General features: G+C 74.3%; 21 protein-coding genes and 1 riboswitch. Of the genes, 10 read left to right on the top strand and 11 right to left on the bottom strand.

The window, feature by feature from the left end; translation table 11 throughout:
* Window positions 1–23: 23 nt before the first annotated feature.
* The 4 genes from groL to thrC form a co-directional block, all read right to left on the bottom strand.
* Window positions 24–1652, bottom strand: a complete 1629-nt coding sequence (gene groL / locus EMA09_RS16755) for a chaperonin GroEL (RefSeq protein WP_129841829.1) — start codon at window positions 1650–1652, stop codon at window positions 24–26.
* A 274-nt stretch (window positions 1653–1926) separates the two neighbouring features.
* Window positions 1927–2130 (bottom strand): cold-shock protein, encoded by a 204-nt coding sequence (locus tag EMA09_RS16750; protein WP_010035953.1) that lies wholly within the window; start codon window positions 2128–2130, stop codon window positions 1927–1929.
* Window positions 2131–2655: 525 nt separating this feature from the next.
* Window positions 2656–2934 carry a MoaD/ThiS family protein gene (locus EMA09_RS16745; RefSeq protein WP_129841828.1) on the bottom strand — a complete coding sequence of 93 codons (279 nt, stop codon included), beginning with the start codon at window positions 2932–2934 and terminating at the stop codon, window positions 2656–2658.
* Window positions 2931–4220 carry a threonine synthase gene (gene thrC / locus EMA09_RS16740; protein ID WP_129841827.1) on the bottom strand — a complete coding sequence of 430 codons (1290 nt, stop codon included), beginning with the start codon at window positions 4218–4220 and terminating at the stop codon, window positions 2931–2933. Before thrC ends, EMA09_RS16745 begins: the two co-directional genes overlap by 4 nt.
* 16 nt (window positions 4221–4236) lie before the next feature.
* Window positions 4237–4378, bottom strand: a riboswitch (SAM riboswitch).
* Between the two features lie 209 nt (window positions 4379–4587).
* Between thrC and EMA09_RS16735 the strand changes: the two genes are divergently transcribed.
* Window positions 4588–5556, top strand: coding sequence for a glucosyl-3-phosphoglycerate synthase (locus EMA09_RS16735; protein ID WP_129841826.1), 969 nt, complete (start codon window positions 4588–4590; stop codon window positions 5554–5556).
* Between the two features lie 159 nt (window positions 5557–5715).
* Entirely contained in the window at window positions 5716–7146 is a 1431-nt protein-coding gene (locus EMA09_RS16730) for a trehalose-6-phosphate synthase (protein ID WP_129841825.1), read from the top strand.
* A 701-nt stretch (window positions 7147–7847) separates the two neighbouring features.
* Here the strand turns inward: EMA09_RS16730 and EMA09_RS16725 are convergent.
* Entirely contained in the window at window positions 7848–8780 is a 933-nt protein-coding gene (locus EMA09_RS16725) for an SIS domain-containing protein (RefSeq protein ID WP_129844083.1), read from the bottom strand.
* Window positions 8781–9133: 353 nt separating this feature from the next.
* Between EMA09_RS16725 and EMA09_RS16720 the strand changes: the two genes are divergently transcribed.
* Both EMA09_RS16720 and otsB read left to right on the top strand, forming a co-directional pair.
* The gene (locus EMA09_RS16720) at window positions 9134–9352 is read left to right on the top strand and encodes a DUF3263 domain-containing protein (protein ID WP_240796676.1); all 219 of its coding nucleotides are present in this window, start codon (window positions 9134–9136) and stop codon (window positions 9350–9352) included.
* 22 nt (window positions 9353–9374) lie between these two features.
* Window positions 9375–10193 carry a trehalose-phosphatase gene (gene otsB / locus EMA09_RS16715; protein WP_129841823.1) on the top strand — a complete coding sequence of 273 codons (819 nt, stop codon included), beginning with the start codon at window positions 9375–9377 and terminating at the stop codon, window positions 10191–10193.
* Between the two features lie 142 nt (window positions 10194–10335).
* Here otsB and EMA09_RS16710 read toward each other — a convergent pair whose 3' ends face one another.
* Window positions 10336–11622: a beta-lactamase family protein gene (locus tag EMA09_RS16710; protein WP_240796434.1), complete on the bottom strand. Its 1287-nt coding sequence runs from the start codon at window positions 11620–11622 to the stop codon at window positions 10336–10338.
* 180 nt (window positions 11623–11802) lie between these two features.
* Here EMA09_RS16710 and EMA09_RS16705 point away from each other — a divergent pair, with 180 nt between their 5' ends.
* From EMA09_RS16705 to EMA09_RS16695, 3 genes are read left to right on the top strand one after another with little or no spacing between them, the layout of a single operon-like run.
* Complete coding sequence (locus tag EMA09_RS16705; protein WP_129841822.1) at window positions 11803–12762, top strand: ROK family protein; 960 nt, start codon at window positions 11803–11805, stop codon at window positions 12760–12762.
* A complete protein-coding gene (gene nagA / locus EMA09_RS16700) occupies window positions 12759–13922 on the top strand; it encodes an N-acetylglucosamine-6-phosphate deacetylase (RefSeq protein ID WP_129841821.1) in 1164 nt (387 codons plus the stop codon). The genes EMA09_RS16705 and nagA overlap by 4 nt, the downstream gene beginning before the upstream one ends.
* Window positions 13919–14788, top strand: coding sequence for a class II fructose-bisphosphate aldolase (locus EMA09_RS16695; protein ID WP_129841820.1), 870 nt, complete (start codon window positions 13919–13921; stop codon window positions 14786–14788). The genes nagA and EMA09_RS16695 overlap by 4 nt, the downstream gene beginning before the upstream one ends.
* Here EMA09_RS16695 and EMA09_RS28415 read toward each other — a convergent pair.
* Window positions 14769–15716 carry a hypothetical protein gene (locus tag EMA09_RS28415; RefSeq protein ID WP_168220745.1) on the bottom strand — a complete coding sequence of 316 codons (948 nt, stop codon included), beginning with the start codon at window positions 15714–15716 and terminating at the stop codon, window positions 14769–14771. The two genes, EMA09_RS16695 and EMA09_RS28415, sit on opposite strands and share 20 nt — an antisense overlap.
* Window positions 15717–15819: 103 nt before the next feature.
* Window positions 15820–17448, bottom strand: a complete 1629-nt coding sequence (gene cdgB, locus EMA09_RS16685; RefSeq protein ID WP_129841819.1) for a diguanylate cyclase CdgB — start codon at window positions 17446–17448, stop codon at window positions 15820–15822.
* 317 nt (window positions 17449–17765) lie between these two features.
* Between cdgB and EMA09_RS16680 the strand changes: the two genes are divergently transcribed.
* On the top strand, window positions 17766–18266 hold the full coding sequence (locus tag EMA09_RS16680; protein WP_129844081.1) for a flavin reductase family protein: 501 nt from the start codon (window positions 17766–17768) through the stop codon (window positions 18264–18266).
* An 18-nt stretch (window positions 18267–18284) separates the two neighbouring features.
* Here the strand turns inward: EMA09_RS16680 and arfB are convergent, their stop codons facing one another.
* On the bottom strand, window positions 18285–18725 hold the full coding sequence (gene arfB / locus EMA09_RS16675; RefSeq protein ID WP_129841818.1) for an alternative ribosome rescue aminoacyl-tRNA hydrolase ArfB: 441 nt from the start codon (window positions 18723–18725) through the stop codon (window positions 18285–18287).
* A 150-nt stretch (window positions 18726–18875) separates the two neighbouring features.
* Between arfB and EMA09_RS16670 the strand changes: the two genes are divergently transcribed.
* Complete coding sequence (locus EMA09_RS16670) at window positions 18876–19451, top strand: TerD family protein (RefSeq protein WP_129841817.1); 576 nt, start codon at window positions 18876–18878, stop codon at window positions 19449–19451.
* Window positions 19452–19546: 95 nt separating this feature from the next.
* Here the strand turns inward: EMA09_RS16670 and EMA09_RS16665 are convergent, their stop codons facing one another.
* On the bottom strand, window positions 19547–20233 hold the full coding sequence (locus EMA09_RS16665; RefSeq protein ID WP_129841816.1) for a pentapeptide repeat-containing protein: 687 nt from the start codon (window positions 20231–20233) through the stop codon (window positions 19547–19549).
* Window positions 20234–20351: 118 nt separating this feature from the next.
* Here EMA09_RS16665 and EMA09_RS16660 point away from each other — a divergent pair, with 118 nt between their 5' ends.
* Window positions 20352–21374, top strand: a complete 1023-nt coding sequence (locus tag EMA09_RS16660) for a zinc-binding dehydrogenase (protein ID WP_129841815.1) — start codon at window positions 20352–20354, stop codon at window positions 21372–21374.
* 21 nt (window positions 21375–21395) lie between these two features.
* Here EMA09_RS16660 and EMA09_RS16655 read toward each other — a convergent pair whose 3' ends face one another.
* Entirely contained in the window at window positions 21396–23537 is a 2142-nt protein-coding gene (locus EMA09_RS16655) for an alpha-galactosidase (RefSeq protein ID WP_129841814.1), read from the bottom strand.
* Window positions 23538–23583 lie beyond the last annotated feature (46 nt).

The following is a 23583-nucleotide window of genomic DNA, read 5'->3' as shown; positions in this document are numbered from 1 at the left end:
GTGCGGTGGTGCGGTGGCGGGACTCAGAAGTCCATGCCGCCGCCCATGCCGGCCGCGTCGGCGCCGGCACCGGCGCCGCCCTTCTCCGGCTTGTCGGCGATGACGGCCTCCGTGGTGAGGAACAGGGCCGCGATGGAGGCGGCGTTCTGCAGCGCGGAGCGGGTCACCTTGGCCGGGTCGATGATGCCCTCGGCCAGCAGGTCGACGTACTCGCCGGTCGCGGCGTTCAGGCCGTGACCCGGGGTCAGGCCGCGCACCTTCTCGACCACGACGCCGCCCTCGAGGCCGGCGTTCACGGCGATCTGCTTCAGCGGGGCCTCCAGGGCCAGCTTGACGGCGGCGGCACCGGTGGCCTCGTCGCCCTGCAGGTCCAGCTTGTCGAAGACCGAGGCGGCCTGCAGCAGGGCCACGCCACCGCCGGCGACGATGCCCTCCTCGACGGCGGCCTTCGCGTTGCGCACCGCGTCCTCGATGCGGTGCTTGCGCTCCTTCAGCTCGACCTCGGTCGCGGCACCGGCCTTGATGACGGCCACGCCGCCGGCCAGCTTCGCGAGGCGCTCCTGGAGCTTCTCGCGGTCGTAGTCCGAGTCGGAGTTCTCGATCTCGGCGCGGATCTGGTTGACCCGGCCCTGGACCTGCTCGCTGTCGCCGGCACCGTCGACGATGGTGGTCTCGTCCTTGGTGATGACGACCTTGCGGGCGCGGCCCAGCAGGTCGAGGGTCGCGTTCTCCAGCTTGAGGCCGACCTCCTCGGAGATGACCTGGCCGCCGGTGAGGATCGCGATGTCGCCCAGCATGGCCTTGCGGCGGTCGCCGAAGCCCGGGGCCTTGACGGCGACGGACTTGAAGGTGCCGCGGATCTTGTTGACGACCAGCGTGGACAGGGCCTCGCCCTCGACGTCCTCGGCGATGATCAGCAGCGGCTTGCCGGACTGCATGACCTTCTCCAGCAGCGGAAGGAGGTCCTTCACGTTGCTGACCTTGGAGTTGACGATGAGGATGTAGGGGTCCTCGAGCTCGGCCTCCATGCGCTCCATGTCGGTCGCGAAGTAGGCGGAGATGTAGCCCTTGTCGAAGCGCATGCCCTCGGTGAGCTCCAGCTCGAGCCCGAAGGTCTGCGACTCCTCGACGGTGATGACGCCTTCCTTGCCGACCTTGTCCATCGCCTCGGCGATCAGCTCGCCGATCTGCGTGTCACCGGCGGAGATGGAGGCGGTGGAGGCGATCTGCTCCTTGGTCTCGACCTCCTTGGCCTGGCCGAGCAGGGCCTCGGAGACCTTCTCCACGGCGGCCTCGATGCCCCGCTTCAGGGCCATCGGGTTCGCGCCGGCCGCGACGTTGCGCAGGCCCTCGCGCACCAGCGCCTGGGCCAGGACGGTCGCCGTGGTCGTGCCGTCACCGGCCACGTCGTCCGTCTTCTTCGCAACTTCCTTGACCAGCTCGGCGCCGATCTTCTCGTAGGAGTCCTCGAGCTCGATCTCCTTGGCGATCGACACACCGTCGTTGGTGATGGTGGGGGCGCCCCACTTCTTCTCCAGGACGACGTTCCGGCCCTTGGGGCCGAGCGTGACCTTGACGGCGTCGGCGAGCTGGTTCATCCCGCGCTCGAGGCCGCGCCGCGCCTCCTCGTTGAACGCGATGATCTTGGCCATGTGAAGTGGTCCTCCCAGAACAGGGGTGGATTGCGCCGGACCGCGCTGGCGCCCGCGACGGACGGCCCCACTCGCCCCGCGGTTCCTTGCTCCGCCTGGCTCCGGGACCTCACCGAACCGGTCCTTGCTGTCACTCTCACCTCTAGAGTGCTAACCCCATGATTAGCACTCTCCCCCGGCGAGTGCAAACCCCCCGGGCGTGTGACGCGCCAGGGTCCGCACCCCCCGGGAGGTGCGGACCCTGGTCGTCTCGTCGTGCGGAACGTCCGGCGGTTCAGGCGCTCACCCGGACCATGTCGGCCTGCGGCCCCTTCTGGCCCTGCGAGATCTCGAACTCGACCCGCTGTCCTTCCTCAAGGGTGCGGTAGCCGTCCATCTGGATCGCGCTGTAGTGCACGAAGACGTCCGCACCACCGTCTACCGCGATGAAGCCGTAGCCCTTCTCCGCGTTGAACCACTTGACGGTGCCCTGAGCCATTTCCTAACTCCCCATTTTGCCGGCCCTTTCACGGGGCCGCACTCCGCGGACCCGGGTCAGACCTGTCAGACCCCACCCCCGGCCGTAGGGGGTGTGCGCCGGAACGCGTGACCGCCGCTGAATGTATCGGGACGGACGCCCAGCGCAACAGGCCATTCGAGGGAGAATTCTTGGACCCGCGATCCGGGCAAATACCGTACGGGTGGCCATAGTTGGAGATTCCGCCAGGCACCAAAAGTGCCAACCCGACAATTGGTGCACGACTTTTCGGCGGGAGATTCGCGGGATGTGTCGCGAATTCATGTGTGCGTGACACGGGGGACAACGGGGAGCGCAGGCCACTTTAGCGCCCCCCGCGCGCGAATCCGCCCCGGAACCCGAGGTTCCGGGGCGGATCGCACACTTTTACGAACATCCGCCGGGCGCCGACCCGGTCTTTTTCCAACGGATCCGAACGTCCGCGAACACCGCCCGATCGCCGTCCGGACGCCGGCCCGGCACGGTCCGGTCGGAAACCGGACCGGTTCAGCAGCCGCCGGCGACGGCCGGGATGATCGAGATCCCCGTGCCGTCCGGTGTCGCCGTGTCCAGGCCCTCGGCGAACCGGACGTCGTCGTCGTTCACGTACACGTTCACGAAACGGCGGAGCCTGCCCTCGTCGTCCAAGACCCGGCCGGCGATGCCGCTGTGGCTGCGGTCGAGGTCGGACAGCACCTCGCGCAGCGTCGCGCCCTCGGCGGGCACCTCGGACCGGCCGCCGGTGTAGGTGCGGAGGATCGTGGGGATACGGACGGTGACACTCATGCCAGGCCAGCCTCTCGGAAGGCGTCCAGGGACGGACGGATGGTCGCGGTGGGACCGGTGGTGGGCGCCACCGCGTCCAGGGTCTTCAGGCCGTCGCCGGTGTTCACGACGACGGTGGTCAGCGCCGGGTCGAGGACGCCGGCCTCGATCAGCTTGCGGGTCACACCCAGCGTCACGCCGCCCGCCGTCTCCGTGAAGACGCCCTCGGTCCGCGCCAGCAGCTTGACGGCGGAGACGATCTCCTCGTCCGTGACGGACTCGACCGCCCCGCCCGTGCGCCGGGCGATGTCCAGGACGTACGGGCCGTCCGCCGGGTTGCCGATGGCGAGGGACTTGGCGATCGTGTCCGGCTTCACCGGCCGCACCACGTCGCGGCCCTCGCGCCAGGCGCGCGCCACCGGGGAGCAGCCCTCGGCCTGGGCGCCGAAGATCCGGTACGGCCGGTCCTCGACGAGTCCGACCTCGATCAGCTCCTTGAGGCCCTTGTCGATCTTGGTGAGCTGCGAGCCCGAGGCGATGGGGATGACGATCTGGTCCGGCAGCCGCCAGCCGAGCTGCTCGCAGATCTCGAACGCCAGGGTCTTCGAGCCCTCGCCGTAGTACGGGCGCAGGTTGACGTTGACGAAGCCCCAGCCCTCGCCGAGCGGGTCGCCGATCAGCTCGCTGCAGAAACGGTTCACGTCGTCGTAGGTGCCGTCGATGGCGACCACCTGGCCGCCGTAGACCGCGGCCATGACGACCTTGCCCGCCTCCAGGTCGTGCGGGATGAAGACGCAGGAGCGCAGGCCGGCCCGCGCGGCGGCGGCGCCGACGGCGCCCGCCAGGTTGCCGGTGGAGGAGCAGGACAGCGTGGTGAAGCCGAAGGCGCGGGCGGCCTCCAGGGCCTGGGCGACGACGCGGTCCTTGAAGGAGTGCGTCGGGTTGCCCGAGTCGTCCTTCACGTACAGGCCGCCCGTGACGCCGAGCTCGGCGGCGAGCCGGTCCGCCCTGATGAGCTGGGTGAAGCCGGGGTTGAGGTTCGGCTTGTCGGCCACGTCGGCGGGGACGGGCAGCAGCGGCGCGTAGCGCCAGATGTTCTTCGGCCCGGCCTCGATGCGGCGGCGCAGGCCCTCGGGGTCCCCCGTGGGGAGGTCGTAGGCGATCTCCAGGGGGCCGAAACAGGAGGAGCACGCGAAGATGGGCGCGAGGGGGAAACGTTCCCCGCACTCCCGGCAGGACAGCGCCGCGGCGGGTCCGAGATCGACGGTGGCGGCGGGTGACTGATCGGATTCGGTCAGCACGGACATGGGTGCGAGGCCCCTCTCCTCATCTTCCCCGCGGGCGGACTTCGCCCCGGGACGGAATTGGCACCTTCCCCACCGGGCGCCCCGCGTGCGAACGCGGAACCGGCGGAAGGGTTGCCGGGGCTTCAACGGGCCGTTCCCTCTGCCCCTCTGGATGAGCGGTATGCGGTTGTCGGCGAGGGACCCCCGATATGCGGAGGACACCTGCGCTGTTCGAGACTGTAACGGACGACCTCCACAATGGCTCGGGCCGTCCGATCCGCGAGACGCAGGGCAAAATCCGGCGCGTGAGCGGGTTCGGCTCCGCCCGGAAAGGGCAGACACGGCCATATGGAGTAAAAGTGGCCGAACGCGAACAGGAGCGACATTCGTGCTGGAAGAGGCAAGGACGTGGCTGCACCGCCGGTCCTGGAGCGCCGCTGACCGCCCGCTGCCGCAGCTGTTGAACGCGAAGCGGGCAGCAGGCGCGGCAGGGAGCATCAGCGTGGTCCTCCCCGCGCTCAACGAGGAGGCGACCGTCGGTGCCATCGTGGAGGCGCTGCGGCGCGACCTGATGGAGACCGTGCCACTGATCGACGAGCTGATCGTGGTGGATTCCGGATCCACCGACCGCACCTCCGAGACCGCCGCCGCGGCGGGCGCCAAGGTCGTGCACCGCGACGAGATCCTCCCGCGCATCCCGGCGGCCCCCGGCAAGGGCGAGGTGCTGTGGCGCTCACTGCTCGCGGCGAGCGGCGAGATCATCGCCTTCGTGGACGCCGACCTGCGGGACTTCGACTCGCGGTTCGTGTCGGGCATCCTCGGCCCGCTGCTGACCGAGCCGGACGTCCAGCTCGTGAAGGCGATGTACGACCGCCCGCTCGGCGACAAGCCCACCGGCGCGCACCAGGGCGGCCGCGTCACGGAGCTGGTGGCCCGCCCCCTGCTGAACCTGCACTGGCCGCAGCTCGCCGGCGTGGTGCAGCCCCTGGGCGGCGAGTACGCGGCCCGCAGGTCGCTCCTGGAGCGGCTGCCGTTCCCCGTCGGCTACGGCGTGGAGCTGGGCCTGCTCATCGACACGCTGCACGTCGCGGGTCTCGACGCGGTGGCCCAGGTGGACGTCGGGGTGCGCAAGCACCGCCACCAGGACGGGCAGGCCCTGGGCCGCATGTCCACGGCGATCATGCGGACCGCGCAGAGCCGCCTGCCCGGCACCGTGCTGCCGAAACGCGTGGGGCTCACCCAGTTCGAGCGCACGGAGGAGGGCGCCTTCTCCCCGCGCACGCACCCGATCGACGCCGACGAGCGGCCCCCGATGTGCGGGGTGCCGGAGTACGCGGCGCGCCGGCAGGCCGCGTGAGGCGGCTGCCGTGACGGCGCGCGGCGCGGGTCACGCGCCGGTACGCCCGGTCGCGGGGACGCGCGGGCGGTGTGACGGTTCCCACGTTTCGCCGGCCGTGCGGTCGGTTAGCCTCCGCCTCACCGGGGGCGTACGCCCGTGCCGAGCGCTGGAGGACCGATGACCGCGAAGCAGGTACTGGTCGCCTCGAACCGTGGTCCGGTGAGCTACTCCCCGGCCGACGACGGGTCCCTGGTCGCGAAGCGCGGCGGCGGCGGCCTCGTGTCGGGCCTGAGCGCGCTCGGCCCCGAGGCGGGTACCTGGGTGTGCGCGGCCCTCGGCGAGGGCGACAGGGAGGCGGCGGGGCACCACGGCGGGCGGCTTCCCGAGGCGGACACGGGCGGGCAGGCGGTGCGGATGCTGGACATCCCCGCCGAGACGTTCGACGCGGCCTACAACGGCGTCGCGAACTCCGTCCTGTGGTTCGTCCACCACCTGCTGTACCAGACGCCGTTCGAGCCGGTCTTCGACGCCGCCTTCGAGAAGCAGTGGGCCGGGTACGAGGCGTACAGCGAGGCGTTCGCTGACGCGCTGGCGGACGAGGCCGAGCGGGGCGCTGCCGTCCTCGTGCAGGACTACCACCTGTCGCTCGTGCCGGGGCTGCTGCGTCAGCGGCGCCCGGACCTGCGGATCGGCCACTTCTCGCACACGCCGTGGGCGCCGCCCGAGCTGTTCCGGATCCTGCCGGACGCCGTGGCGCGGCAGGTCCTGACGGGCATTCTGGGTGCCGACCGCGCGGCGTTCCTGACGCGGCGGTGGGCGGACGCGTTCGCGGCGTGCTGCGCGGACGTGCTGGGCGCCGAGGTCGGTCCCGACGGGTCGGTGACGTACGGGGGCCGTACGACGCGGATCGGTGTGCACAGGCTCGGCGCGGACGCCGGGTTCCTGCGGGAGCGGGCGTTCCGGCCCGACGTGGACGAGCGGCTCGCTGGGCTGCGGAAGCAGGTGGGCGACCGGCGCACCGTCGTGCGGGTGGACAGGACGGAGCTGTCGAAGAACATCGTGCGGGGCCTGCACGCGTTCCGACGGCTGCTGACGGACTCTCCCGAGTGGCGGGGCAGGGTGACGCATGTGGCGTTCGCGTACCCGTCGCGGCAGGACCTGGAGGTGTACCGCGCGTACACGGCCGAGGTGTCGCGGGTCGCGGACGGCATCAACGCGGAGTTCGCCGAGGGCGACTGGACGCCGGTGGTCCTGCATGTGCGGGACGACTTCGCGCGGTCGCTCGCCGCGTACCGGATGGCGGACGTGGCCCTCGTCAACCCGATCCGTGACGGCATGAACCTCGTCGCCAAGGAGGTGCCGGTCGTCTCGGAGCGGGGCGTGGCCCTCGTCCTGTCGACGGAGGCGGGCGCGGCGGCCGAGCTGTCCGATGACGCCATCATGGTCAACCCGTACGACATCCGGGGCACGGCGGAGGCGCTGCACCGCGCGCTGTCGATGCCGGCCGACGAACGGGAGCGGCGCACCAAGCGCCTCGCGGCGGCCGCGACGGCACTGCCGCCGTCCCGCTGGTTCCTCGACCAGCTCACGGCCCTGCGCGAGGGCTAGGGTCTGCCCGGCGGATCTTGGCGCGGCTCGCGGCGTCGGATGCGGTGCATCGCAAGGCGCCGGATCGCAGCTCATACCCGACCGTATTCGCGCGATACGGCAACGCAGCGAGGTGCCGTAGCCGGCGTCGCGAGACAGGCAAGACCCGCCGGACAGCCCCTAGGGCCTGCCCGGCGGAACTCGCGACGCCGGCAGCGGCACCTCGCCGCATCGCGCGCTTACGGACGGGCCTGAGCTGCCGTCCGGCACCTTCCGACGCACCGCGTCCCACGCCGCGAGCCCGCGCCATGACCCGCCGGACGGACCCCGAGGGCCGCGCCAGGCGAGGTCCGCCCCGTCGCGTCGCCCGGCACGGCGCGGCGTCTCGCCGCGTTGCCGCATCAGCCAAGCGCGCCCAGTACAACGACGACCCGACGCCTTCCGATGCACCGCCCCGGACGCCACGCCTCGACGGGCGACCCCGCCTGCCCCGGCACCGGGGTCCACCCGGCGGAACGTGCCCGTCCCGCGACGCCGGCAGCGGCACCTCGCCGTGTTGCCGGATCGCGCGCGAACGCCGCCCACCGGCACGCCTGCCACGGGGAGTCCCCGCACACCCCCGTGCCGGCGACCCGTACCGACGGCGTGCCACCGATCGCGGACGGCCGCACACCGGCGCGTTCCGCGGACGGACCGCCCGGCAGGGCCGGCAGCGGTGGGGGTCAGCGCAGGATGACCGACCGCCGCAGGTTGCGCGGGCGGTCCGGGTCGAGGCCGCGCCGCCGCGCGATCTCGACGGCGAGCCGCTGGGCGCGGACCAGCTCCGCCATCGGGTCGAGCCGCCCGCGCACCACCGAGACCCCCGTCCGTCCGATCTCGGCCGCGAAGCCGTCCGGCGCGCCGCCGAGCAGCCACACCACCCGCCCGGGCGCCGCGATGGCCAGCGGCCCGTGCCGGTACTCCGGCAGCGGGTACGCCTCGGTCCACGCGCCCGCCGCCTCCCGCAGCTTCAGCGCCGCCTCCTGCGCCAGCCCGTACGCCCACCCCGTGCCGAGGAACGTCCACTGCTCCGCCGCGACGGCCTCCGGGGGCAGGTCGTCGTCGAGCGCCGTGGCCGCGTCGGCGGCCGCGCGCTCCACGGACGCCACCCCCTCGGGGAGCGGCCCCTCGGCCTCCAGCGCCGCCCGCAGGAACGCCAGGGCGCTGGTCGCGAACCGCGTCTGCACGACCGACCACTCGTCCGCGTAGTCGAGGACCGCGACGTGCTGCGCCGCCCGCATCACCGGGGAGGCCGGGTCGGCCGTCAGCGCCAGGACCGGGACCGCGGGCCATGCCGCCCTGACCGCGCCGACCGCGTCGAGCACCTCCGTCGTCGTGCCCGACCGCGTGATCGCCACCACGCGGTCGTAGGCACGGGCCACCGGGAACTGCGACGCCGCGAACGCGTCCGTGACGCCCTGCCCGGCCCTCTCCCGCAGCGCCGCGTACGCCTGCGCCACGAACCAGGACGTCCCGCAGCCGGTGACGGCGACGCGCTCCCCCGGCCGGGGCAGCGCGGAGGCGCCGAACCCGGCCTCCCCGGCGGCGCGCGCATCGAGGGCGGCGCGCCGCCAGCACTCCGGCTGGGTCGCGATCTCGCGGGCGGTGAGCGGGATTTCGGTCATGCGCCATCCTCCTCGTCCCCCGCGCGGGGGACACGGTCGCCGGGTGCGTGAGGGAGCCCTGCCCGACGCGTGCCCGTCCACACCCCGGCGGACGGGGACTCCCCCGCACGGCCGCATCCCGCCTCCTGTCGGAGCCGCCGCCCGGGGTCTGTCCGGCGGGTCTCGGCGCGGGCTCGCGGCGTCGGACGCGGTGCATCGCAAGGCGCCGGACCGCAGCTCATACCCGTCGTGTCCCGCCGGGCAGACCCTAGACTGAACGGGTGAGCGCGGACGAGGACGAACGGGACACGGACGGCGAGCCGGACACCGGCGCCGGCCGCCCGCCGGAGTCCGCGCCCGGCGGCCTGACCGCCCGTGAGCGGGCCGTCCTCGCCGTGGAGCGCAGGGGCTGGCCCCGCCCCGGGCTCAAGGAGCGCGCGATCCGCGAACAGCTCGACCTCACCCCCACCCGCTACTACCAGCTCCTCAACGCCCTGCTGGACGATCCGCGCGCCCTCCGGCACGACCCGGTGACGGTCAACCGCCTCCGCCGGGTCCGGGACGCCCGCCGCGCCCGCCGCTGACCCCGCCGGTACAGTCGGGGCCATGGGCACCCTTCCCGTACCCGCAACCGACGAGGGACGCGCCGGGCTCGCCTCCCTCCTGAACCGTCCCGACCGCGCCCTCCTCGCGTTCGACTTCGACGGGACCCTCGCACCGATCGTGGCCGACCCCGCGCAGGCCCGCGCCCATCCGGACGCCGTCCCGGCGCTGGCCCGCATCGCGCCGAAGATCGCCGCGCTGGCCGTCATCACCGGGCGCCCCGCCGACACCGTGGTGCGGCTCGGCGGCTTCGACGGCCATCCCGAACTGGCCGGTCTCACCGTCCTCGGCGCCTACGGCGCGGAGCGGTGGGACGCCGCCACCGGTGAGCTCATCGCCCCCGAGCCGCCGCCCGGCATCGCCGCCGTCCGTGCCGAGGTCGACGAACTGGCCGCCCGTACCGGCTCCCACGTCGAGGACAAGCGCATCGCCCTCGCCGTCCACACCCGCCGCGCCGCCGACCCGGAGGCGGCCTTCGAGGAGCTGAGCGCGCCCCTGCGCCGTCTCGCCGACGACCACGGCCTCACGCTCGAACCGGGCCGCATGGTCCTCGAACTGCGCCCGCCCGGCATGGACAAGGGCACCGCCCTCACCGAACTGGCGCGGGCCACCGGCGCGGAGTGCGTGCTCTACGGCGGGGACGACCTGGGTGACCTGCCCGCCTTCGAGGCGATCGCACGGCTGCGGGCGGTCGGCATCCCGGGGCTGCGGGTGTGCAGCGGCAGCCAGGAGGTGGCACGGCTGGCGGCCGCGACCGACCTGACGGTGGACGGCCCGGAGGGCGTCGCCGCTTTCCTGGTGGCACTGGCCGAGCGCATCTGACCGCTCGATCCCGCCCGGCGGGCCTCTCCCGTCCCACGACGCCGACCACGGCACCTCGCGAGCACCGCATCCGAACGCCGCGGGCCTTCGGCACGGTCCGTGCGGCCCCGGGGCCGCACGGACCCGGCCGGCGCGCCGCCGCTCAGTCGCCGGTGCCGCACAGCGCGTGCTCGACGAGGTGCCGCGTCGCCGCGCTCAGCTCCTCCTGGGCCTGCGCGTCGGCGAAGCTCAGCGTGTAGACCCCGGCCTCGGCTGCGGCCCTGCCGTCGTCCGTGACGGCGCCCTCGGAGGACGTGCCGAACGACGTGCCGCCGTGGAACCATATGCCGCCGTCGCAGCCCTCCATGGGGCTCCAGGCCAGGCCGAGGCCGTAGCGGGTGCCGGGCCTGGCGGAGAAGTCGGGCGCCGGGACGGTCGTGCGCATCTCGGCCAGCTCCGCCGGGCCGAGGAGCCGGCCGTCCAGCAGCGCCCGGTGGAACGCGGTCATGTCCTCGGCGGTGCTGATGATCCCGCCGTCGGCGCCGCCCTCGACCGCCAGCGTCGTGTCGGTCAGCTCCTCCTGCCCCGGGAACTGGAGGTACGCCGTCGCGGTCGGCTGCGGGACGTAGGCCGAGGTGCCGGAGGTGAGGGTGTGGTCGAGCCCGAGCGGGGCGATGACACGCTCGTGCACCTCCCGCTCCCACGAGTGGCCGGTGACGCGTTCGACGATCATCCCGGCGAGGATGTAGTTCGTGTTGGAGTAGGACCAGCGGGTCTCGCTCCCGGGCGACGCGGCGTCCGGCAGCCAGCCCGGCTCCCGGGTCATGGCCAGGGCCACCTTGTCCTCGGGCGTCAGCACGTCGAACCGCCCCTCCTCGTACGCCTCGGGCGTGAGGGCCCCGGGGTCGCCGAACAGGATGTCGGTGTAGTTGGCGATGCCGCTGGTGTGCTGGAGGAGGTTCCGGACGGTGACGCGGCTGCCGTCGTTCCCGTGGCCGGTGACGACGCCGGGAAGCCACCGCTCCACGGTGTCCCCCAGGTCGAGCCGCCCCTCGGCGACGAGCTGGAGGACGACCACGGCCGTGAACGTCTTGGTGTCGCTGCCGATGCGGTAGTACGACCCCGGATCGACGCGCCGGGGGTCGTCGAGGTCGGTCACACCCGCCGCCGCGCGCTGCCCGCGCTCCCCGGCGACCGAGGCGGCGGCCACCACGGCCGTCGCGCCGGAGTCCACGACCGCCCGCGCGTCCCGTTCCAGGGAGCCGTGCCCCCTCGCCCCCGCGGCCGCCGCCGCATCACCTCCGACGACGCCACCCGCCGCCGCCCCGGCCGTGCACGCCACCGCCACGCCCACCGCGGTCAGCCCCGCCAGCGCCGTCAGACGCCACCTGTTGCCCTTCGTACCGGTACTGCCCCGTGTCACCTTCATGCTGTCCCGCCTCACGTTCATGACTGCAACGCTACGCAGCGTGACGACCCCGGTCCATCCGGTGAGCCGGAGAAAACGATCTCCGGTTTTCTCCACCCGCCTCCGGGGGCTGTCCCCACCCTCCGGCCCCACCCCCCGCCGGCGACCGACCTCCCGTAGTGGACTAGACCTCTTGGCGTCCTTCGGGCCAGACTTGCGCCTGTGACGCGCACCGAAGACGCACAGGACCACGTCATCGCCCTCGATGTGGGCGGTACCGCCATCAAGGCGGCGCTCTACGACCCCGGGTTCCGGCCGCTGGTCGAGATCCGCAGGCCCACCGGCGACCCGGCCGGCGCCGTGGACACCGTGCTCGGCGTCGCCGCCGAGCTGTACGACGCCGCCGTCACCCGCCTCGGCCGGCCACCCTCGGCGGCCGGTGTCTGCGTCCCCGGCCTCGTGGACGCGGCGGCTGGCATCGCCGTCTGGTCCGCCAACCTCGGCTGGCGCGACGTGCCGCTCCGCCGCCTCCTGACGGACCGGCTGGACGGCCTGCCCGTCGCCATCGGGCACGACCTGCGCACCGCCGGCCTCGCGGAGGCACGGCTCGGCGCGGGCGCGGGCCGCTCCCGCTTCCTGCTGGTCGCGCTCGGCACAGGCATCGCCGGAGCGATCGGCATCGACGGCGTGATCGAGGCCGGCGCCCACGGCGGGGCGGGCGAGATCGGGCACCTGATCGTCCGGCCGGGCGGCGCGCTCTGCGGCTGCGGCCGGCGCGGCTGCCTGGAGACCGTCGCCTCCGCCGCCGCCGTGGGCCGCGCCTGGGCGGCGGCCTGCGGCGACCCGGCCGCCGACGCCGCGCACGCCGCGCGCGCCGTCGCCGCGGGCGACCCCCGGGCCGCGGCCGTGTGGCGGACGGCGGTCGACGGCCTCGCCGACGGCCTGCTGGCCGCCGTCCGCCTGCTCGACCCGGGCACCGTCCTGCTCGGCGGCGGCCTCGCCGAGGCCGGGGACCTGCTCCTCGCTCCCGTGCGGGAGGCCCTCGCGGAGCGGATCGCCTTCCAGCGGATGCCCGAGATCCTCCCGGCGGCGCTCGGGGACTCCGCCGGCCGCCTGGGCGCCGCCCTCCTCGCCCACGACGCACGCCCGCTCCCCCTGACCGCGGAGGTAGACGCGCGATGAGCAGCACCACCACGCCCCGGCGCACCGTCCTGACCGGCGCCGGCGTCGTCCGCCCCGAGGGCGTCGTGCCCGGCGGGCGCGTGACCGTCGAGGGCACCCGGTTCGCGGCCGGTGCCCGCGACGAACCCGACGGCACCGAGGTGCTCGACCTGGCGGGCCACTGGATCGTGCCCGGCTTCGTCGACCAGCACGTGCACGGCGGGGGCGGCGCCTCGTTCTCCGCGGGCGACGCCGACGAGGCCCTGCGGGTCATCCGCACCCACCGCGCGCACGGCACGACGACGATGGCCGCATCCACCGTGACCGGCGCCCTGGACGACCTCGCGGCACAGGCCGGCGTCCTGTCGGAACTGGTCGAGCAGGGCGACCTCGCCGGACTCCACTTCGAGGGGCCGTTCATCTCCCCCGCCCGGCGCGGCGCCCACGACCCGGCGCTGCTGCGCGAGCCCGGCACGGCCGCCGTCCGCCGCCTCCTCGACGCCGCGCGCGGCACCGCCGTCATGGTGACGCTGGCCCCCGAGCTTCCCGGCGGCCTCGACGCCGTGCGGCTCCTGCGCGACCACGGCGTCACCGCGGCCGTCGGGCACACCGACGCGTCGTACGAACTGACGCGGCAGGCCGTGGACGCGGGCGCGACCGTGGCGTCCCACCTCTTCAACGCCATGCCGGCGCTCGGGCACCGCGCGCCGGGTCCGGTGGCCGCGCTGCTGGAGGACGAGCGGGTCGTCGTGGAACTCGTCGGCGACGGCGCCCACCTCCATCCGTCGGTCGTGAGCGTCGCCTTCCGCTCCGCAGGACCGGAGCGGGTCGCGCTGATCACCGACGCGATGGGGGCCGCGGGCATGGGCGATGGCCGGTACCCGCTGGGGCCGCTCGAGGTCGACGTGGTGGACGGGGTGGCGCGGCTGACGGAGGGCGGCGCGATCGCCGGTTCGACGCTGACGCTCGACATGGCGTTCCGGCGGGCCGTGACGGTGAACGGGCTTCCCGTGCCGGACGTCTCGCGCGCGCTGTCCGGCACGCCGGCGCGGGTGCTCGGGGTGGCGGACCGCACGGGCTCCATCGAGGAGGGGAAGGACGCGGACCTCGTGGTGCTGACGGAGGAGACCTTCGAGGTGGCGGGCGTCATGCGGCGCGGGGAGTGGGTGGTGCGGCCATGACCCTCGCGCCCGGCGCGGACTTACTCGAGGCGGCGCGCGCGGCCGGGCGCGCGCTGCCCGCCTTCAACGTGATCACGCTGGAGCACGCCGAGGCCGTCGTCGCGGCGGCCGAGACGGCCCGCGCGCCGCTGCTGCTCCAGGTCTCCGAGAACGCGGTCGCCCACCGGGGCGGGCGGCTCGCGCCGGTGGCGGCGGCGCTCGTCGCGCTGGCGGAGGCGGCGGCCGTCCCGCTCGGGCTGCACCTGGATCATGTGACGCGCCCCGAGCTGCTGCGGCAGGCACCGGGGGCGGGCTTCGGCTCGGTCATGTTCGACGGGTCGCGGCTGCCGTGGCGGGAGAACGTCGCGGCGACCGCGGCGGCGGTGGCGTTCGGGCACGCGCACGGGCTGCTGGTGGAGTCGGAGCTGGGCCGGGTCGGCGGCAAGCCGGGGGACGCGCACCTGCCCGGCGCGCGGACCGATCCGGCGGGCGCCGCGGCGTTCGTCCGGGCCACGGGGGTGGACGCGCTGGCCGTGGCGGTCGGCAGCCGCCACGCGATGACCGAGCGCACCGCCGTACTCGACCACGCGCTGATCGCGCGGCTGCGGGCCGCGGTGCCCGTGCCGCTCGTGCTGCACGGCTCGTCGGGCGTGCCGGACGGGGAGCTGCGGCGGGCCGTGGCCGCCGGCATCGGGAAGATCAACTTCGGCACGGTGCTGAACGCCGCGCTCACCGGGGCCGTCCGGGCGCACCTGGCGGCCGTGCCGCCGGACCGGGTGGACCCGCGGCCGTGGCTCGCGGACGGGCGCACGGCCATGACGCGGGCGGCGGTCCGGCTGCTCGGCGTGCTGGGGACGGCGGGGCCGCCTACTCCTCGTGGTCGCTGAGCCAGACCCGGTCGATGAGGACGTCGCAGGAGTCGGAGCACGTCATCTGGATCGTGTTCTCGCCCTCCTGGAGGTTCACGTAATTGAACGTCTTCACCCAGCTGTCGGCCCACTCGTCGGACCCCGTCGCCCAGTCCTTGAGATCGACGGCGTCGTCACGCTGCTCCCCGTTGACCGAGAAGGACAGCGACTGACCGTCCGAGACCGCGGAGTAGCTGACGTAGAACCAGTACTGATCGAGCGGTTCCCCGTCCAGCTCGAAGCTCCACGTGATGGTGGAGTTCTTCGCGTTGTGGAGGGCGATGTAGCTGCCGTCGTCGGAGCTCGCGTTCTCGACGGAGTCCTCCCAGCCGGCACCGGAGACCTGCAGGTTCTCGCGCCCGGCCGTCGGCAGCTCGCCGGCCTCGTCCTCGTCCTCGGTGGGCTCGTCGGACGGTTCGTCGTCGCCGCCCTGGCCGTCGCCGCCGGTGTCGCTCGGCGCGGTCGTCGGGTCGTCGCCGGCCCGGTCGTCCTCGTCACCGCCGCCGCTGAACGCGATGGCGCCGATCACACCGAGCAGGACCGCGCAGGCGACGGCGATCGCGCCGATCAGCAGTCCGTTGCGGCGCGGCGGCGGCGCCCCCCGGCGGCCGGCCGGCGGCGGGGTGTGCCGGGGGCCGCCCGGCATCGCCTGGGTCTCGGGAGCGGCGTACCTGGCGTCGGGACCGGCGCCGTTCGGCGGGGTCTGCGGCCGCTGCTGCTGCGGCGGGTAGCCGTAGCCGCCCTGCTGGCCACCGAAGGTCCGCTCGCCGACCGGGCGCACCTGGTTGTACGACGGCTGGCGCGGCGTCTGCCGCTGCGGGGCCGAGCCGTCGGCCGGCCGGTAGAGGTAGGCGAACGGGTCATCGCCTTCGTCGGGCGTTCCCGCGCCGGTGTGCCCCGAACTCATCGACTACCGCTCCTTCGATACGGGTGTACGCCGGCCGAGCCTACCGCGTTCGGGTGAAGGTCCGGCGCCTTCCGGACGGGCGGCGACGCCGGCCCGCCCCGTCTCATCCCGCCCGCCGGCGGCCTTGCGACCGGGAACGTTTCTCCACGTACATGCGCTGGTCGGCCGATTCCAGGATCTCCTCCGTCGTCATGCCGCAGGACGCCCACCCGATGCCGAAACTCGCCCCCACCCGCACCAGGCGGCCCTCCACCCGGATCGGCGGGATGATCGCGCTGCGCAGCCGCACGGCCAGGTCGGAGGCGTCCGCCGGGCCGAGGCCCTCGGCGAGCACGACGAACTCGTCACCGCCGAGCCGGGCGACCGTGTCGTTGTCCCGCACCCCCTGTTCGAGGCGGCGGGCCACCTCGACGAGCACCGCGTCGCCGCAGCCGTGACCGAACCGGTCGTTGATCGACTTGAAACCGTCGAGATCGCAGAAGAGAACGGCCAGCCCCTTGCCGTCGCCGCCCGGCATCTCGGGGGACCTGACGTGCTCGTGGTGGTCGTACGGGCGGTGGTCGTACGGCCGCCCGCCCGCCGCGCCGATCCCGCGGAACGCCTCCGCCGCGCGCGCCGCCGCCCCCTCGGCCCGGCGGCCGGCGAACCGCTCGGGCGGCACCTCGCAGACGCGGGCGCCGAGGCGGGCACGCAGCTCCGCGCTGTTGGGCAGGCCCGTGAGCGCGTCATGGCTCGCGCGGTGGGCGAGGGCCAGCTCGTGGCGCTTGCGCTCCTCTATGTCCTCGACGTGCGTGAGCTGCACCTGCGGCCCGTCCGCCGCGTCGGCGACGACCGAGTTGCGCACACTGACCCACACGTAGGAGCCGTCGCGGCGCGCGAGGCGCAGCTCGGCCCTGCCGCCCTCGGCCGAGGTCCGCAGCAGGACGCCGGTGTCCTCGGGGTGGACGAGGTCGGCGAAGCTGTAGCGCCGCAGCACGGCGACCGGGCGGCCCAGCAGGCGGCACAGGGCGTCGTTCACGCGTATGAGGCGGCCGGGGTTGTCGCCGCCGACCTCGGCGATGGCCATGCCGCTCGGCGCGTACTCGAACGCCTGCCGGAAGCTCTCCTCGCTGGCGCGCAGGGCCTGCTGCTCGCGTTCGAGGCGGACGAGGGCGCGCTGCATGTTGCCGCGGAGGCGGGCGTTGCTGATGGCGATGGCGGCCTGGGTGGCGTAGAGCTGGAGCGCCTCGCGGCCCCAGGGTCCGGGGCGCCGGCCGTTGCGGGGGCGGTCGACCTCAAGGACGGCGAGCAGTTCGCCGTCGGAGGCGTGCAGCGGCGCGAAGAGGCGGTCCATGGGGTGCCACTCGTCGGGGTAACGGGGGGCGGGTCCGGTGGTGTGCCACTGCGGCACGTCGTCGTGGTCGAGGACCCAGCCCTCGGTGTAGGGGATGAAGCGCAGCTCGCCCCAGCGCTCCCCCATGGCGAGGCGGCGCTCCCACGCCTCGCGGGGGCCGGTGCGGCCGGCGAGGGCGGCCTCGGCGCGCTCGTTGCCGGCGACGGCGGCCACCAGGAGATCGCCGTCGGGCCGGACGACGTTGACGGATGCCAGCTCGAACCCGAGCGCGGCGACGGCGCCGTCCGCGATGGTCTGGAGGGTGTCCGCCATGCTGCGGGCGGCGCTCAACTGGGTGACGACCTGGTGCAGCTCCCGCAGTGAGGCGAGGCGCACGTACGGCTCGGTCTCCGTTTCCATCACTCCCCCGGATGCGCGAAATGCACGTGCAGATACACCGGCTACTGAATCACAGCGAGCTGCTCGCCCGGTACACAGTGTCAACAATTAAGTGTCGAGTGTGATTCTTGTCACAGTGCGAGCCGGGTCGGTCGCGGGACGTAGGACGGGGCGGGAGAACACCCTCGTCCCCCCGCCCGATGCGGGTGGCGGGGTCACCCGGTTAGCGTTCAGGGGTGTCCACGTCACCTCACCCCAGGTCCCTGTCGTCGTCACCCTCCGTGTCCAGCGCCGCTCGCCCGCCCGACCCCGTCCCCACGCCGGACGACAGCGGCGGGATCGGTCCCGACGACTTCCGGGCGGCCATGGCGCGGCTGGCGGCGGGGGTGGTCCTGGTCACGGCGCACGACGACGAGGACGGCCCCCGCGGCGCCCCCGCCGGCATGACGGCGACGGCGTTCCTGTCCGTCTCGCTGGACCCGCCCCTGGTGCTCGTGAGCGTACGCACGGGCTCCCGCATGGACGAACTCCTCGAACGTCAGCCGCTGTGGGCCGCCGCCGTCCTCGGCGCCGGGCAGCGGACGACGGCGGCGCGGTTCGCGATGAAGGGACGGCTGAGCGACCGGCTGCTGTTCCAGGACGTGCCGCACACCCTCGGCGGGACGACGGGCGCGCCGCTCGTGAAGGGCGCCCTGACCGCGCTGGAGTGCCGTACCGAGCAGCGCGTCCCCGCCGGCGACCACACGCTGGTGATCGGCCGCGTCCTGACGGCGCTGCTGCCGCCGCCGGCCGACGGGCCGCTCCTCTACTACCGGGCCGGGTACCGGGTCCTCGGCTGACACAAGGCGGCCGCCGGGTCAGTCCCAGCCGCCCTGCCGGCCGCGGCCCCGCTTCACCTCCGCGCGGTGGTGCTTGGCGCGCAGCCGGCGCTCCGTGACCCCGCGCGGTGTCCTGCGCTCACGGCGCGGGGGCGCGGGCGGCGCGGACGCCTCGGCCAGCAGCGCCGCCATGCGCCGGGCCGCCGCGTCGCGGTTGAGCCACTGCGAGCGGTGCTCGCTCGCGCGGACGACGAGCACGCCGTCCCGCAGACGGCCCGCGAGGCGTTCGAGGGCGCGCTCCTTCCACACCTGGGGGAGGGCGCGGGTCGCCGCCAGGTCGAACCGCAGCTCGACCTGGCTGTCGCTGGTGTTCACGTGCTGGCCGCCGGGTCCCGAGGAGCGCGAGAACCGCCACCGCAGTTCGGACTCGGGAAGACCGACCGCGCCACGGATGGGGTAGGGACCGGACATGCCCTCCATGGTCCCCCGCTCCCCCGGACGGCGCATCCCTCTTTCGGCGGCGTCCCGGCACGCCGGTGGAACCCTCACACCCACTGCCTGCGTTGTGAGGGGTGAGAGTACCGTCATCGCACTAGCGATCCTGAGCGAACCGGATAAAGGGGATCAACCATGGGTGTCAGCCTGTCCAAGGGCGGCAATGTCTCGCTGACCAAGGCAGCTCCCGGCCTGACGGCCGTCACTGTCGGCCTCGGGTGGGACGTGCGCACCACCACCGGCGTGGACTTCGACCTCGACGCGAGCGCCCTCGGCGTGAACGCGGCGGGCAAGATCGTCTCCGACCAGCACTTCATCTTCTACAACAACCTGCGCACGCCGGACGGCACCATCGAGCACACCGGTGACAACCTGACCGGCCAGGGCGAGGGCGACGACGAGCAGATCAAGGTCAACCTGGCCGGTCTGCCCGCCGACGTCGACAAGGTGGTCTTCCCCGTCTCCATCCACCAGGCGGACACGCGGAACCAGAACTTCGGCCAGGTCCGCAACGCGTTCATCCGCGTCATGAACCAGAGCGACGGCGTCGAGATCGCCCGCTACGACCTCACCGAGGACGCCTCCACCGAGACCGCGATGGTCTTCGGCGAGCTGTACCGGAACGGCGCGGAGTGGAAGTTCCGCGCGGTCGGCCAGGGCTACGCCTCGGGCCTCGCGGGCATCGCCCAGGACTTCGGCGTCAACGTCTGACGCCCCGGGCGGGCAGCGGCTCCCCGGACCCCCGTGCCCCCGTCACCGGCGGCCACGGGGGGTCCGGCGCGTCCCGGCCGGGGCCGCGCGCCGGGTCAGCGTTCCCCCTCGGCCAGCACGCGGATGCCGAGCTGGGCGGCCAGGTGCGGCGCGAGGTCGATGAGCTGCTCCGGGCTGATCACCGCGCCCCGCAGCCGGTCCAGGCCGCGCGCGAGCGTCAGGGACGCGGTGCCGCGCAGGTCCACGTCCCGCAGGGCCTCGGCGCCGAGATCCGCGTCCCGCACCGCGCAGTCGGTGAACGAGACCCGCTCCAGGCGCGCGCCGGCGAAGTCCGGCTCGACCAGGACGCAGTTCTCGAACGCCACGTCGGTCAGCACGGCCTGCCGCAGGTTCAGGAACTCGATCTTCCCGCCGCGCACCAGGACGCGGGTCAGGACGGCCCCGGAGAGCTGCACGCCCCCGAGCCGCGCCTCCCGCACCTCCACGTCCCGCAGCGTGGCCTCCCCCAGGTCGGTGCCGACGCCGCGCACCTCCTCCAGGACGCCGTCCACGAACCGCGCCCGCTTGAGCCGCGCCCGGTCCAGCACGCAGCGGCGCACCGCGCAGTCGAGGAACGCCGCGCCGCGCGCCCGCGCGTCGCTCAGGTCGAGATCGGCGAATTCGAGCCCGTCGTAGTCGCCGTCCTCCTCCAGCCCGGCCCCGTCGAACGGCCGGGGCTCCGGCAGGGAGAACTGCGGCGCCCTGGGCCGCCGCACCGTCGGAGCACCCCGTCCACGCGTCATGGGGTCATCCTGGCGCACGCCACTGACAACCGGCCCGGCTCCCCCTTGATCTCAAGCGCCCTTGAACTCCTAGCGTGGCTCCCCTGCCCCACCGCCACGAGAAGGAGTGAGCCCGCCCATGCGCGCCATCCGCCTGCACGCCTTCGGCCCCGCCGAGAATCTGCGCATCGACGACGTCCCCGACCCCGTGCCGGGACCGGGCGAGGTGCGGATCGCCGTCGAGGCCGCAGGGGTCCACCTCATCGACACGATGCTGCGCCGCGGCCCCGGAGCCGCCGGCACGGCGCCCCTGCCGTTCCCCCGCAGCCTCCCCACCGTCCCCGGCCGCGAGGTCGCCGGCACGGTGGACGCGCTCGGCCCGGACACGGACCCCGCCTGGCTCGGCCGCCGCGTCGCCGCCCACCTCGGCCCCGTCCCCGGCGGCTACGCGGAACGCGCCGTCACCGCCGCGGCGAACCTCCACGCCCTGCCGGACGGGCTCGCGGCCGACCACGCCGTGGCCCTGCTCGGCACCGGCCGCATGACGATGGGCATCCTGCGGTTCGCCGACCTCACGCCGGACGACACGGTCCTCGTCCTGGCCGCCGCCGGCGGCATCGGCACCCTCCTGACGCAGTACGCGAAGCACCGCGGCGCCCGCGTCGTCGGCGCGGCCGGCGGTCCCGCGAAAGCCGGCGCCGTCGCCCGCCTCGGCGCCGATCTCGCCCTCGACTACCTCGCACCCGACTGGACGGACCGGGCACGCGCCGCGCTCGGCGACGCCCGGCCCGTCACCCTGCTGTGCGAGGGCGTCGGCGGCGATACGGCCCGCGCCGCCGTCGGGCTGGTCGCGCGCGGCGGCCGGCACCTGTCCTACGGCGCGGCCGCCGGGAGCGGCCCGCTCGTCCTCACGCCCGCCGAACAGGCCGACGGCGGCATCACGTCCCACGTCGTGGTCGGCCCCCCGCTGCTGGAGCGGATCGGCGGCCCGGGGAACCTCCGCCTCCTGGAGGAGGAGGCCCTGGCCCACGCGGCCGCCGGCACGTTCGTCCCGCTCGTCACCCGCTACCCGCTCGCCGAAGCGGCCCGCGCGCACCGCGACCTGGAGGACCGGGCCACCACCGGCAAGGTCGTCCTCACGACCGGCCCGTCCGGTACCTGACCCGGTCCTCCCGCGCCGCCGTCAGACCCGGACGGCCTCGATCAGCACCAGGCGCTCCGGGTGCTGCACGGGCGCCCGCACGCCGACCGCGTCGAGGACACGCCCCGGCAGCGTCACACCGCCGTCGGCCCACCACCCCGGCACACCGGCCGCCGGGCCGCGCACCTCGTCGCCGGGCGCGAGCGGCGTGACGCGGTAGTCGGCGTCCGGGTCGAGGCCGGGCAGCGCCACCCGCTCGGGCGGCGCCTGCACGGTGGTGGCGACCTGCGCGATCGCGTACACCGCGCGCGACGCGTCCTGCGCGACGACACCGTGCACCCACACCGCCGGGTCCGGGTGGTCACCGCGCACGACCGTGCCGCTGTGCAGCAGCCCGCGCAGCCGCTTGTGCAGCCGGATCCACTCCGCGAGCGCCGCGCGGTCCGCCGCGTCCGCCTTCGTCAGGTCCCACTCGATCCCGAAGTGCCCGAACAGCGCGGTGCCGGCCCGGAAGGCCAGGGTGTGCCTGCGGCCCGTCGTGTGGGCCTCGGGCGAGCCGACGTGCGAGCCGAGCAGTTCGGGGGGCAGCAGCAGCCCGGTGTACCGCTGGATGCGCTGCCGCTCCAGGGCGTCGATGCAGTCGCTGGTCCACACGCGGTCGGTGCGCTCCAGGATGCCGAGGTCGACGCGGCCGCCGCCGGACGAGCACGCCTCGATCTCCAGGCCGGGGTGGCGGGCGCGCAGCGTGTCGAGGAGCCGGTAGACGGCCTCCGTCTGGGCGTGCACGCCGGCCCGCCCGGTGGGCTGGTGCCCGGCCTCGACGAGGTCGCGGTTGTGGTCCCACTTGAGGTAGGTGAGCCGGTACTCCGTCACCAGGGCGTCGAGGCGCTCCAGGAGGTAGTCGAAGCACTCGGTCCTGCCGAGGTCGAGGACGTGCTGGTTGCGCGACTCGGGCGGCAGCCGGTCGCCGGTGGCCAGGACCCAGTCGGGGTGGGCGCGGAACAGGTCCGAGTTCGGGTTGACCATCTCCGGCTCGACCCACAGGCCGAACTCGAGGCCGAGGCCCCGCACGTAGTCGGCCAGCGGGTGCAGCCCGTCCGGCCACACCGTCTCGTCCACGTACCAGTCGCCGAGCCCCGCCTGGTCGTCGCGCCGGCCGCGGAACCAGCCGTCGTCCAGCACGAAGCGCTCGGCGCCCACCTCGGCGGCGGCGTCGGCGAGCTGCTTCAGCCGGTCGAGGTCGTGGTCGAAGTACACGGCCTCCCACACGTTGAGCGTGACGGGCCGCGGCGAGCGCGGGTGCCCGGGGCGCCCGCGCAGGTGGCCGTGGAACCGGCCGGCCAGTTCGTCGAGCCCGGTGCGGCCGTAGGCGCCGTAGACCCAGGGCGTGGTGTACGACTCGTCGCTGCCGAGCGCGATCTCGCCGGGCAGCAGCAGCTCGCCGCCGGCCAGCAGCGAGACGCCGTTGTTCGTGCGCTCGGCGAGGGACCTGCCGTTGCCGCTCCACGCCACGTGCAGGCCCCAGACCTCGCCGTGGCGGAAGCCGAAGTCCCGCTCGCCCGCCGCGTGGACGGTGACCGCGTCGGTGCCGGTGCGGCCCCTGCGGTTCTCGCGCAGGTGCGACCCGATGGTGAACGCGTGCCGCTGCGGGCTGCGTTCCCGCAGGTGGCGGCCGGTCATGTCGAGGAGTTCCACGGCGCGGTCGGGGATCGGGAGGGCGAGGAGCACCCCGTCCACGGTGAACGGCGGCGCGCCGGCGCCGGCCCGGCTGGTGACGGTGGCGCGCTGCCGGACGAGGCCGGACGCGGTCAGCTCGATCTCCAGGCGCAGCCGGAGTTCGGCGATCGGGTCCTCGGCGTCCACGACGGCCCGCCGGTCCTCGGCGCGCAGGGCGGTGACGGTGAAGGCGGTGGAGAAGTCGGCGCCGGCGCGGTGTCCCGTCAGGCCCGGCGTCCCCTGCCAGCCGGCGGAGTGCTCGGGCAGGGTGCTGACCGGGACGACGACGTCGACCGCGTTCCAGACGACCTGCGGGACGCCGGCCCGCACCAGTGCGGCGAGCGCGTCCTGCGACAGCTCGCCGAGATCGGCCCCCCAGTGCGCGACACGGGGCAGCCCGGTCCCGCCGCAGTCCAGCACCAGGCTGGTCCCCGCCGACCGGAAGTGAAGGTAGGTCCCGTCGCGCATCGACAATCCTCTGATCGAACCTGTTGACTCGTGCGCGATATTTTCC

This window comes from Streptomyces sp. RFCAC02, assembly GCF_004193175.1.
Classification (GTDB): domain Bacteria; phylum Actinomycetota; class Actinomycetes; order Streptomycetales; family Streptomycetaceae; genus Streptomyces.
The sequence above is the reverse complement of the archived record's forward strand: the minus strand, read 5'-3'. Positions and strand labels throughout refer to the sequence as shown.

What these genes read in the sequence shown, in the direction of transcription:
- EMA09_RS16660 (WP_129841815.1), top strand. Translation starts at nt 20,352, where the DNA reads ATGCGCGCCATCCGCCTGCACGCCTTCGGCCCCGCCGAGAATCTGCGC.
- EMA09_RS28415 (WP_168220745.1), bottom strand. Translation starts at nt 15,716, where the DNA reads ATGAGTTCGGGGCACACCGGCGCGGGAACGCCCGACGAAGGCGATGAC.
- EMA09_RS16670 (WP_129841817.1), top strand. Translation starts at nt 18,876, where the DNA reads ATGGGTGTCAGCCTGTCCAAGGGCGGCAATGTCTCGCTGACCAAGGCA.
- EMA09_RS16750 (WP_010035953.1), bottom strand. Translation starts at nt 2,130, where the DNA reads ATGGCTCAGGGCACCGTCAAGTGGTTCAACGCGGAGAAGGGCTACGGC.
- cdgB (WP_129841819.1), bottom strand. Translation starts at nt 17,448, where the DNA reads ATGGAAACGGAGACCGAGCCGTACGTGCGCCTCGCCTCACTGCGGGAG.
- EMA09_RS16665 (WP_129841816.1), bottom strand. Translation starts at nt 20,233, where the DNA reads ATGACGCGTGGACGGGGTGCTCCGACGGTGCGGCGGCCCAGGGCGCCG.
- otsB (WP_129841823.1), top strand. Translation starts at nt 9,375, where the DNA reads ATGGGCACCCTTCCCGTACCCGCAACCGACGAGGGACGCGCCGGGCTC.
- EMA09_RS16730 (WP_129841825.1), top strand. Translation starts at nt 5,716, where the DNA reads ATGACCGCGAAGCAGGTACTGGTCGCCTCGAACCGTGGTCCGGTGAGC.
- thrC (WP_129841827.1), bottom strand. Translation starts at nt 4,220, where the DNA reads ATGTCCGTGCTGACCGAATCCGATCAGTCACCCGCCGCCACCGTCGAT.
- EMA09_RS16655 (WP_129841814.1), bottom strand. Translation starts at nt 23,537, where the DNA reads ATGCGCGACGGGACCTACCTTCACTTCCGGTCGGCGGGGACCAGCCTG.
- EMA09_RS16710 (WP_240796434.1), bottom strand. Translation starts at nt 11,622, where the DNA reads ATGAACGTGAGGCGGGACAGCATGAAGGTGACACGGGGCAGTACCGGT.
- nagA (WP_129841821.1), top strand. Translation starts at nt 12,759, where the DNA reads ATGAGCAGCACCACCACGCCCCGGCGCACCGTCCTGACCGGCGCCGGC.
- EMA09_RS16695 (WP_129841820.1), top strand. Translation starts at nt 13,919, where the DNA reads ATGACCCTCGCGCCCGGCGCGGACTTACTCGAGGCGGCGCGCGCGGCC.
- EMA09_RS16745 (WP_129841828.1), bottom strand. Translation starts at nt 2,934, where the DNA reads ATGAGTGTCACCGTCCGTATCCCCACGATCCTCCGCACCTACACCGGC.
- groL (WP_129841829.1), bottom strand. Translation starts at nt 1,652, where the DNA reads ATGGCCAAGATCATCGCGTTCAACGAGGAGGCGCGGCGCGGCCTCGAG.
- arfB (WP_129841818.1), bottom strand. Translation starts at nt 18,725, where the DNA reads ATGGAGGGCATGTCCGGTCCCTACCCCATCCGTGGCGCGGTCGGTCTT.